The sequence below is a fragment of the Frankia sp. CoWAU3 genome, assembly GCF_977971855.1.
In genome coordinates, this window is the sequence record NZ_CDWWXB010000025.1 from 1 (window position 1) to 9,208 (window position 9,208).

The 9,208-nt window shown below is 72.5% G+C and carries 8 protein-coding genes and 1 pseudogene; 3 read left to right on the forward strand and 6 right to left on the reverse strand.

Annotated elements, in window-relative coordinates:
* Positions 1–15: 15 nt before the first annotated feature.
* The 6 genes from AC08ON_RS04450 to AC08ON_RS04475 form a co-directional block, all read right to left on the reverse strand.
* Complete coding sequence (locus AC08ON_RS04450) at positions 16–1,044, reverse strand: COX15/CtaA family protein (protein WP_476606254.1); 1,029 nt, start codon at positions 1,042–1,044, stop codon at positions 16–18.
* Between the two features lie 138 nt (positions 1,045–1,182).
* Positions 1,183–1,968 carry an ABC transporter permease gene (locus AC08ON_RS04455; protein WP_476606253.1) on the reverse strand — a complete coding sequence of 262 codons (786 nt, stop codon included), beginning with the start codon at positions 1,966–1,968 and terminating at the stop codon, positions 1,183–1,185.
* The gene (locus AC08ON_RS04460; RefSeq protein WP_476606252.1) at positions 1,965–3,089 is read right to left on the reverse strand and encodes an ABC transporter ATP-binding protein; all 1,125 of its coding nucleotides are present in this window, start codon (positions 3,087–3,089) and stop codon (positions 1,965–1,967) included. Before AC08ON_RS04460 ends, AC08ON_RS04455 begins: the two co-directional genes overlap by 4 nt.
* A 111-nt stretch (positions 3,090–3,200) precedes the next feature.
* Positions 3,201–3,740 carry a transcriptional regulator gene (locus AC08ON_RS04465; protein ID WP_023841558.1) on the reverse strand — a complete coding sequence of 180 codons (540 nt, stop codon included), beginning with the start codon at positions 3,738–3,740 and terminating at the stop codon, positions 3,201–3,203.
* 57 nt (positions 3,741–3,797) lie between these two features.
* Positions 3,798–5,447: a glycerol kinase GlpK gene (glpK, locus tag AC08ON_RS04470; RefSeq protein WP_476616511.1), complete on the reverse strand. Its 1,650-nt coding sequence runs from the start codon at positions 5,445–5,447 to the stop codon at positions 3,798–3,800.
* 150 nt (positions 5,448–5,597) lie between these two features.
* Positions 5,598–6,302 carry a hypothetical protein gene (locus tag AC08ON_RS04475; RefSeq protein WP_476606250.1) on the reverse strand — a complete coding sequence of 235 codons (705 nt, stop codon included), beginning with the start codon at positions 6,300–6,302 and terminating at the stop codon, positions 5,598–5,600.
* A gap of 326 nt (positions 6,303–6,628) precedes the next feature.
* Between AC08ON_RS04475 and AC08ON_RS04480 the strand changes: the two genes are divergently transcribed.
* The 3 genes and pseudogenes from AC08ON_RS04480 to AC08ON_RS04490 form a co-directional block, all read left to right on the forward strand.
* Positions 6,629–7,525, forward strand: coding sequence for a helix-turn-helix transcriptional regulator (locus AC08ON_RS04480; protein ID WP_476606249.1), 897 nt, complete (start codon positions 6,629–6,631; stop codon positions 7,523–7,525).
* Positions 7,522–8,934, forward strand: a complete 1,413-nt coding sequence (gene sufB, locus AC08ON_RS04485; protein WP_476606248.1) for a Fe-S cluster assembly protein SufB — start codon at positions 7,522–7,524, stop codon at positions 8,932–8,934. Before AC08ON_RS04480 ends, sufB begins: the two co-directional genes overlap by 4 nt.
* Positions 8,934–9,208: pseudogene (locus AC08ON_RS04490) on the forward strand (Fe-S cluster assembly protein SufD); the annotation flags it as partial. The gene sufB and the pseudogene AC08ON_RS04490, both read left to right, overlap by 1 nt.

Genomic DNA, 9,208 nt, shown 5'->3' on the forward strand with positions numbered 1-9,208 from the left:
TCTAGGAAACTCCCGCTAGGAGCCGATGCCGGCGCCGGTGGGAGCGGTGGTCCCGACCGGCCCGGCGGGCGTGGGGACCTCGGCGCCGGCCGCCGCGAGCGTGGGCGCCGCGCCCGGTGCCGGCCGTGGGTGCCGGGAGCTCAGGGCGAGCCAGAGCCGCAGCGCGGCGACCCACATCACGGTCGCCCCGATCATGTGCAGGGTGACGAGGAGAGCGGGAACGCCGAGGAAGTACTGGGTGAATCCGATCGCGGCCTGCGCGAGGACGGTCCCGACCAGGGCGAGGGAGGTCCGCCTGGCCTCGTCGGGGGCCCCGGCGACGCGCACCGCGAACGCCATGGCCGCGGCGAGCCCGACCAGCAGCATCGCGCCGTCGGCGTGCAGTTGGGAGACGTTGACGAGGTCGAACCCGAAGCGGGCCGGATGATCGCTGTCACCGCTGTGCGGCCCGGCGCCGGTCACGACCGTGCCGAGGACGAGCACCCCCGCCGAGACGACCACCAGCAGGCGCGCCAGCCACTGCAGCGCGGGGCCGACCTCCGGGGTCGGCGCACCCGCGTCCTGGCGGGCCCGGTGGTCCAGCAGGACCGCGTTCCACAGCAGGACCATGGAGAGCAGGAAATGGGCGGCGACGGTCGCCGGGTGCAGCTTCGTCAGGACGGTGATCCCGCCGAGCACGGCCTGCCCGAGGAAACCCACCCAGAGGCCGAAGGACAGCAGTCGAAGATCGCGCCGCCGTCCGCCCCGCAGGCGGAGCGCGACCAGCGGGGTGATCAGCGTCACGAGGCCGACCACCAGGCCGACGACCCGGTTGCCGAACTCGATCGCTCCGTGCAGGGCGTATTCCGAGTGCGGCACGAACGAGCCGTCCCCGCACTGCGGCCAGGTCGGGCAGCCGAGGCCGGAGCCGGTCAGGCGGACCACGCCACCACTCACCACGATCAGTGACAGCAAGACCACGTTGAGCGTGGTGAGGAGCCGGAAGGCGCGAAGGCTGATCAGCGGCAAACTCCGACGCTCTGTAGAAGCTGGCACGACTGCCATGGTAACGCCCTGTCCGGCGCAGGCCGCTCGGATCCTTCTCCGTTGGTCGGATGGTGCCTGCCGGTCGGATGGTGCCTGCCGGTCGGACGGTGCCCGGTGACCGGACGGTCGCGGTGTCGGCTCTCCTCCCTGTCGGCTCTACTCCCAACGGAAGGTGCGGGCGGCGAGCGCCAGACTCGCCACCGCCCAGGCCACGAGCACGATCAGGGGGCGTGCCCCCGGACCGTCGCCCTCTGCCAGGACGGCCCGCAGCCCGTCCGACAGCGCCGCGGTCGGCAGCGCCTCGGCGACCGCCCGCAGCCAGCCGGGAAGCTGCGACAGCGGGAACACCACCCCGCCGATCAGCAGCAGCACCAGGTAGACGCCGTTGGCGGCGGCGAGCGTCGCCTCGGCCCGCAGGGCTCCGGCCATCAGCAGGCCGAGCCCCGAGAACGCGGCTGTGCCCAGGACGAGTAGCGCCAGCACCGCCGGAACCCCGACCGGCCCGCCGGTCGGGTCCCAGCCCAGCGCGAATCCGACCGCCACCAGGAGCACCAGCTGGATGACCTCGACGGCGAGCACCGCCAACGTCTTGCCGGCGAGCAGGACCACGCGCGGCAGCGGGGTCGCCCCGAGGCGTTTGAGTACGCCGTAGGAGCGTTCGAAGCCCGTCGCGATCGCCTGCCCGGTGAAGGCGGTCGACATCACGGCCAGCGCGAGCACCCCGGGAACGAGGAAGTCCACCGGCCGCTCGGTGGAGCTCGGCAGCACGTCGACGGCGGTGAAGAAGGCCAGCAGACCGACCGGGATGATCAGGGTGAGCAGGACGGACTCGCCGCGCCGCAGGGTGAGTACCAGCTCGAGCCTGGTCTGTGCCGCCAGCATCCGGGCCCGCGACGCGGGCGCCGGAGCCGGGCGCAGATCGAGCAGCGGGACACCGGTCATGAGCGCAGCTCCGATCCGGTCATTTCCACGAAGACGTCCTCCAGCGTGCGTTGTTCGACCCGGAGATCCTCCGCCAGGATGCCGTTACCCGCGCACCAAGCGGTCACCGCGGCGAGCAGCTGCGGGTCGACCGTGCCCTGCACCAGGTAGTGCCCGGCCGGGCCCTCCCGCGCGGTGGTGCCGTCGGGCAGCGCGAGCAGCAGCCGGCCGAGATCCAGCCCGGCGGGGGCCCGGAAGCGCAGCTGCCCCTCGGCGCCGCCCCGGGTGAGCTCCGCGGGGGAGCCGACCGCCACCACCCTGCCGTGGTCGACGATGATCACCTGATCGGCGAGCCGTTCTGCCTCGTCCATGGCGTGGGTGGTCAGCACGACGGTGACCCCGGCCGTGCGCAGCTCCTCGACGAGCTCCCAGGTGTCCCGCCGGCCCTGGACGTCCAACCCGGCCGTCGGCTCGTCGAGGAAGACCAGCTCCGGGCGGCCGACCACGGCCATCGCCAGCGACAGCCGCTGCTGCTGGCCGCCGGAGAGCCGGCGGAACGGGGTACCGGCGGACCCGGTCAGCCCGAGCCGGTCCAACAGCGCCGCGGGATCCAGCGGGTGGCGGTAGTGCGAGGCGACGAGGCGCAGCATCTCGCCGGCGCGGGCGCCGGGATACATCCCCCCGGACTGCAGCATCACCCCGACCCGGGGGCGCAGGGCAACGGCGTCCGCCCAGGGGTCGAGCCCGAGGACCCGCACCTCGCCCGCGTCGGCGCGGCGGAATCCCTCGCAGATCTCCACGGTGGTTGTCTTGCCGGCGCCGTTCGGCCCGAGTAGCGCCGTGACCGTGCCGGTCGGGACGGTAAGTGACAGTTCGTCCAGGGCGCGTATCCGACCATCGGGCGTCGTCGGCGGTCGAGCGGCGTCGCCGGAAGGGACCGGCGGCGCCGGGGGCGCCTGGCGCACAGGGGGCGTAGGGGACGGCGTAGGGGACGTGGAGAACGCCGCGGGACCGCGCCCGGCCCGACCGGTGCGGGTCCGCCGCCCGGACCCGTGAGGACGACGACCGGAACGCGGGGAAGCGGACCGCGAGGAATACGTCTTCACGAGGTCCGTGACACTGACTGCCAGGATCTCGGCCACCTTGCGATCCTACGGACATCGCGGGTCGGGCGGAGGGCCGGTCCGCCCCGGCACGAGGCCTTCGGCCGGGTGGAACGGGCACCACCGGGCGGCCGCGCCCTGGTCCCGTTGCTAGCCCCGTTGCTGCGGCGGGCGGACGGGCAGCGCCCGGCGGCGCCCGCCGACCGCCACCGGCTCGCCTGGCTCCACCAGCGCTCCCCAGGCGCCCAGCCGCTCGTACAGCATCGCCGGTGTGGTGCTGTAGAGCCGGGACAACGACTGCAGGTCGGAGCGACGCAGCCGCAGGACGTCGCGTGAGCTGTCCGACCGCAGGACCTGCACGATGGCGATCCAGCGCCGTAGCGGCCCGGTGCGGGTCGGGGGCAGCTTGCGCAGCCGGCGCAGGTCGATGACCAGCGGTGGCAGATGGTCGGTCTCGCGGCGATCGGCGGCCGGCGGTACCAGCAGCGTCGCGGGAACGTCGTACAGCTCGGCGAGCTCGACCAGTCGATGCACGCGCAGGGTCCTAGAGCCTCGCTCATAGGCGCCCAGGGTCCCAGCAGTCCACCGGCCATGCGTGCGCTCCTGGACGTCCAGCAGCGACAAGCCACGCCGGTTGCGCGCCGCGCGAAGCCGGCGGCCGAGCTCCAGGGCGTAGTCCGCCTCGGTCACGGTCTCCGTCCGGGTCAGGGTCGACAGGAGACGCCAACCGCCCCCTGTGACAGATTGTCAGGCCCCGGTCCGTCTGGCAGCCGGTTCGACCAAGAAGCCGCGAGGGAACGTGGCCCTGGCGTGGTCCCGTGGTCGCGGGGCGCAATCCGGGAATCGCGAGAGTGTTTTTCCGGCCGCGTCGGCCCGGTCGGCCCGGTCGGCCCGGTCGGCGTCGTCGGCCCAGTCCCGGGCCCGGTCCACGGCGCGCAGCCATCGCCGGTAGGATCGGTCCCGCTCGGCCCGGGACAGTCGCGGCCGGTACCGTTCGGCGCTGCGCCGATGCCCGGCGAGCTCCTCACGGTCGGCGAAGAACCCGGTCGCGAGCCCCGCGAGGTAGGCCGAACCGAGCGCGGTCGTCTCGATGTTGTCCGGGACGCCGAGCAGATCGGCCTGGAACTGCATGAGCCAGCGGTTGCGGGCGGCCCCGCCGTCGGCCCGCAGCTCGCGCACGGGGAAGCCCGCGGCGCCCATCGCCTCGACGACGTCCCGGGTGCGGTAGGCGATGCCCTCGAGCACCGCGCGGACGACGTGCGCCCGGGTGGTCCCCCGGGTGATCCCGAGCAGTGCGCCGCGGGCGCGGGGATCCCAGTGGGGGGCGCCGAGGCCGGCGAGTGCCGGGACGAAGTAGACGCCGTCGTTGCCGGTCAGGGAGGCGGCCAGGCCGGCGGTCTCGGCGGCGTCCCGGATGATCCCCAGGGAGTCCCGCAGCCAGGCGATGGCGGCACCGGTGGACAGGACCGCCCCCTCCAGCGCGTACCGCACCGGTTCGCCGTCGAGCTGGAACGCCGCGGTCCGCAGCAGCGTCGACTGCGGTGCCGGCAGGGCCGAGCCGGTGTTCACCAGCACGAAGGAACCGGTGCCGTAGGTGTTCTTGGCCTGCCCGGGTTCGAAGCAGCCCTGGGCGAACAGAGCGGCCTGCTGGTCGCCGATCACGGCCGCCACCGGGATCCGCACGCCGAGGAAGGCATCCGGATCGGTCTCGGCGTAGATCCGCGAGCTCGGCGCGACGGCGGGCAGCACCTCGGCGGGAACGCCCAGCAGGTCGAGCATCTCCGGGGACCAGCTCGCGGCGGCGAGGTCGAGCAGCAGGGTGCGGGATGCGTTCGTGACGTCGGTGACGTGCGCGGCCCCGGCGGTCAGCTTCCAGACCAGCCAGGAATCGACGGTGCCGAAGGCGATCTCCCCCCGACCGGCGCGCCGGCGCAGCCCGGGGTCGTCGTCCAGAATCCAGCCGATCTTGGTGCCGGAGAAGTAGGGGTCGAGCACCAGCCCGGTGTGTTCCCCCACCGCACCCGCGTGCCCCTCGGCGGTGAGGCGTTCGCAGACCGCGGCCGTCCGCCGGTCCTGCCACCCGATGGCCGGGTGGACCGGGGCGGAGGTCCGCCGGTCCCACAGCACGGTGGTCTCGCGCTGGTTGGTGATGCCGAGGGCGGCGAGCTCCCCGGCCCGGCGACCGCAGCCGACCAGGGCCGCGGTGACGGTGTCGACGACGCTGCGCCAGAGCTCGTCCGGATCCTGCTCGACCCACCCCGGCCGGGGGAACCCGGGCCGGATCTCGGTGTAGCCGCGGCCGACGACCACCCCGTCCCGGTCGAGCAGGCAGACCATGGTCCCGGTGGTCCCCTGGTCGACCGCCGCCACCAGGGATCCGCGTGCCGGCACGCTCATCTCGTTCCTCCCGCCCACGGGTCCGCTGACGCATGGTTAAGGACGCATGGTAAGGACGCATGGTAGGGGAGCGATGCACGGTAAGGAGAGGGACGCGGGGGAGGAAAGAAGGGGTAGGTAAGGCGGACCCGGCGTGCCGGGAACGGCGGCTCAGCCGAGGTTGGACAGGTCGACGACGTCGCCGGGCGGGGTGCCGGTCGCGGGCGTCCCGTAATCGTCGAAGGTGATCTCGTTGGTGGAGCGGCCGGCGACGACCACCTTCAACGGATAGCCGGGCCCGGTGTTGGCCGCCCAGAAGGCTGTTCCGTCGGGGCCCGCGGCCCGGACGGCCTGGGTGCCGGCCAGCTTCTCGGTCCGCACCGGGCCGGACAGCCCGACGACGTAGCTGGTCAGCGACGCGGCGAGCCGGTCGAGGGTGAAGTAGCTGTACTTCGCGGCGTCGGCGGGGGCCAGGCGGACCCAGCGGTCGGCGAGGAGGTTCCCGGCCGCGGCGTCACCGGTCCCCTCGTAGTAGGCGCGGCCGCGGCGGACGTAGGTGTCGTCTTTGATCTTGAAGATCTGGGTCCGCTGACCGTACTCGTCAATGGTGCCGCGGGTGACCGTGCCGGACATCACCAGGTCGTAACCGGCGGGGGCGTCCGAGCGCGGGTCGGCCTCGGTGCCGACGACGTGGACGCCGGTCGCGGTGCGCAACGCCTGCAGGGTGCGCGTGCCGACCTCGCCGGCAGGCAGCTTCTCCAGCCCGTTGCTCTTCTCCCCGCCGCCACTGCAGGCCGTCGAGGCCGCGAGCAGGAAAGTCAGTCCGAGGGAGAGCAGCGCCCGCCGGACCCCGCCGCGCCACAGTTGTGATCGCATCCGCCCGTCGCCTCCCGCCTGGGATCGTCTCCGGGTCGGTGGCGGCCGGGCGCGACCGCGCGTCGCGACCGTCGGCCCGCTGGTGTGCCGACCTGGTGTGCCGACCTGGTGTGCCGACCTGGTGGGCGCGCAGGTATGGCAGTGGGCGCAAGTCTGGCATTCCGCCGCCTGCGGTCGCCGGTCGGGTACGGCCCGTGGGTATCCGTTGTGTGCTCACGTCCGGCGGATGTGATCTGCGTCATGGCTGTGGCGAAGATCGCCCCATTGGGCTGTAGTTCCGGCGACCCCAGTTCGACTGCGCCCAGGAAATAAGGCACACTGGCGTTGTGAAATACGACCACGACGGGACGAGCGGGACGGCGGACGGCCGTACCCGCGACCGGGTCGTGCGTCTGCTCCTGGAGGGCGGCTCGGCCACGGCGGCCGAGCTGTCCCGTCAGCTCGGGGTCTCCCCGGCGGCTATCCGCAGGCATCTCGATGCCATGGTCGCGGATGGCATCATCACGCCCACGGAGAGCCGGTCCCGGGGGCCGCGTGGCCGGGGACGCCCGGCCCGGCGTTACGCGCTCACCGAAGCCGGCCATCAGGCCGGTCCCAACGCCTACTCCGATCTCGCGGCCGGTGCGCTGCACTTCCTGGCCGAGGTGGGTGGCGCGAGCGCGGTCACCCAGTTCGCCGATACCCGCGCCGTCGACCTGGAGCGGCGGGTGCGCGAGGCGGTCGTGGCGGCGGAGCCGGCGGATCGCCCGGCGGCGCTCGCCGAGGCGATGACCGCCGCCGGGTACACCGCCAGCGTCTCCGAACTGCCCACCGGTCTGCAGATCTGCCAGCATCACTGCCCGGTCCAGTTCGTCGCGGAGCGCTTCCCGGCGTTGTGCGACGCTGAGACCGCGGTGCTGGCCCGCGTGCTCGGCACCCACGTGCAGCGCCTGGCGACGATCGCGCATGGCGACGGCGTCTGCACGACCCACATCCCCGCGGGTCACCCGCCCGCGGATCACGCTGCCGTGAGCCACACCGCCGCGGATCATCCGCCCGCGGGCACGGCGCCCGGCACGGCTTCGCGTGCCCGGTCCGATCGGAACGGGTCCGATCAGAGCGGGTCCGGGAAGGACGGCTCCGCTCGGGTGCTGCCCGATTCCGCCGTGGCCGGATCCGGCCCGGCTCGGCCCGCGTCCCTGGCCTGTCCACCATCCTCGTCTTCGGAGGGTTTCGCCCTATGACCACCTCTGCCGAGACCGCCCTGGAAGGCCTTGGTTCCTATCGGTTCGGATGGGCTGACACCGACGCCTACGCCGCCGACGTGGAGCGCGGCCTGTCCGAGGCGGTTGTCCGCGGCATCTCGGCCAAGAAGTCCGAGCCGTCGTGGATGACCGACCTGCGCCTCAAGGGGCTGCGGCTGTTCGAGCGCAAGCCTATGCCGACCTGGGGTGCCGACCTGTCGGGCATCGACTTCGACAACATCAAGTACTTCGTCCGCTCCACCGAGAAGCAGGCCGAGGAGTGGGAGGACCTACCCGAGGACATCCGGGCGACCTACGACCGGCTCGGCATTCCCGAGGCGGAGAAGCAGCGCCTCATTGCCGGGGTCGCCGCCCAGTACGAGTCCGAGGTCGTCTACCACAAGATCCGGGAGGACCTCGAGGAGCAGGGTGTCGTCTTCCTGGACACCGACTCCGGACTGCGTGAGCATCCGGAGCTGTTCCAGGAGTACTTCGGTTCGGTGATCCCGGTCGGGGACAACAAGTTCGCCGCGCTGAACACGGCGGTGTGGTCGGGCGGATCCTTCATCTACGTGCCGCCGGGCGTGCAGGTCGAGATCCCGCTGCAGGCCTACTTCCGGATCAACACCGAGAACATGGGCCAGTTCGAGCGGACGCTGATCATCGTCGACGAGGGCGCCTACGTGCACTACATCGAGGGCTGCACGGCGCCGGTCTACTCCTCGGACTCGTTGCACTCGGCGGTCGTCGAAATCGTCGTGAAGAAGAACGCGCGCTGCCGGTACACGACCATCCAGAACTGGTCGAACAACGTCTACAACCTGGTCACCAAGCGCGCCGCCTGCCACGAGGGCGGCACCATGGAGTGGATCGACGGCAACATCGGTTCCAAGGTGACGATGAAGTACCCGGCCGTGTGGCTGCTCGGCGAGCACGCCAAGGGCGAGGTGCTCTCCATCGCCTTCGCCGGTGCCGGTCAGCACCAGGACGCGGGCGCGAAGATGGTGCACGCCGCGCCCCGCACCTCCTCGACGATCGTCTCCAAGTCGGTGGCCCGCGGCGGCGGGCGGACGTCCTACCGCGGGCTCGTCCAGATCAACGAGGGCTCGTCGGCCTCCCGCTCGACGGTCAAGTGCGACGCGTTGCTCGTCGACACGGTGAGCCGCTCGGACACCTACCCCTACGTTGACGTGCGCGAGGACGACGCCTCCATCGGGCACGAGGCGAGCGTCTCCAAGGTCGGCGAGGACCAGCTGTTCTACCTGATGAGCCGGGGTCTGTCCGAGGAGGAGGCGATGGCGATGGTCGTGCGCGGCTTCGTCGAGCCGATCGCCCGGGAGCTGCCCATGGAGTACGCCCTCGAGCTCAACCGCCTCATCGAGCTGCAGATGGAAGGTGCGGTCGGCTGATGGTCGTCATCGACGCCACCGGTCGGCCCCCGGCCGCCTCCGGTGCCGTACCCCGTCCCGTACGGTCCCGTAACCCGCTCGACCACGCCGTGCCCACCGGACGCGAGGAGGCGTGGCGGTTCACCCCGCTGCGCCGGCTGCGCGGACTGCCGACCGGCCCCGAGGCCGACGGCAAGGTCTCCGTGTCGGTCACCGCGCCCGCGGGGGTCGAGGTGGAGCAGCTCGCCGCCGCCGACGCCCGGATCGGTCGGGTGCTGACCCCGGCCGACCGGGT